This is a genomic window from Puniceibacterium confluentis (assembly GCF_007923445.1).
GTDB classification, from domain to species: domain Bacteria; phylum Pseudomonadota; class Alphaproteobacteria; order Rhodobacterales; family Rhodobacteraceae; genus Puniceibacterium; species Puniceibacterium confluentis.
Genome location: NZ_VOJI01000140.1, coordinates 1 through 513 on the forward strand (window position 1 = coordinate 1; position 513 = coordinate 513).

At 46.6% G+C, this 513-nt stretch carries 1 protein-coding gene; it reads right to left on the minus strand.

The genetic code is table 11. From position 1 onward, the window contains the following. The coding region (locus FOY53_RS24345; protein WP_222435351.1) for a hypothetical protein at positions 1-513 on the minus strand (513 nt) is incomplete at both ends.

Genomic DNA, 513 nt, shown 5'->3' on the forward strand with positions numbered 1-513 from the left:
GAACGGTCCATCCTACTGCTCCCGTCATCACAGAGGCTAATAGAATAATAAGACACAAAATTTCTTCATTTTTGAGCTGGCTTGCCTTCTTGCGGTACGTAAACAGCGGTATGGCCTGGGTGAACACCAATGTAAGCATAAAACTGAGTACCGCATCCGTTCCCACAATGACAAGCTCATACCATGTAAAAGCCGGAGCCATCACGGCGTTAAATAAATTGACCATAAACACAGACAAGAAGACCATAAGCGGGGCATAGGATAATTCCAGACGATCGAAGGTGCGTAGCCCGCGATACAGGAGATAAAATACGATTAACTCACCACCAATCATGAATAACGATGGGTAAGGAGCTAACAGGCTGCCTAGCACAACGGATACAGCTACAGGCAGCATCAGATCACGCCGAAGGAACGTAATGACCGCAAAATAAGCGAGAGCAAAAGGAGAAAGCTCGTCCAAAATAGTGGCGCGTCCCAATAAAACTCCCATAGCTGACAATAGCAGCATCC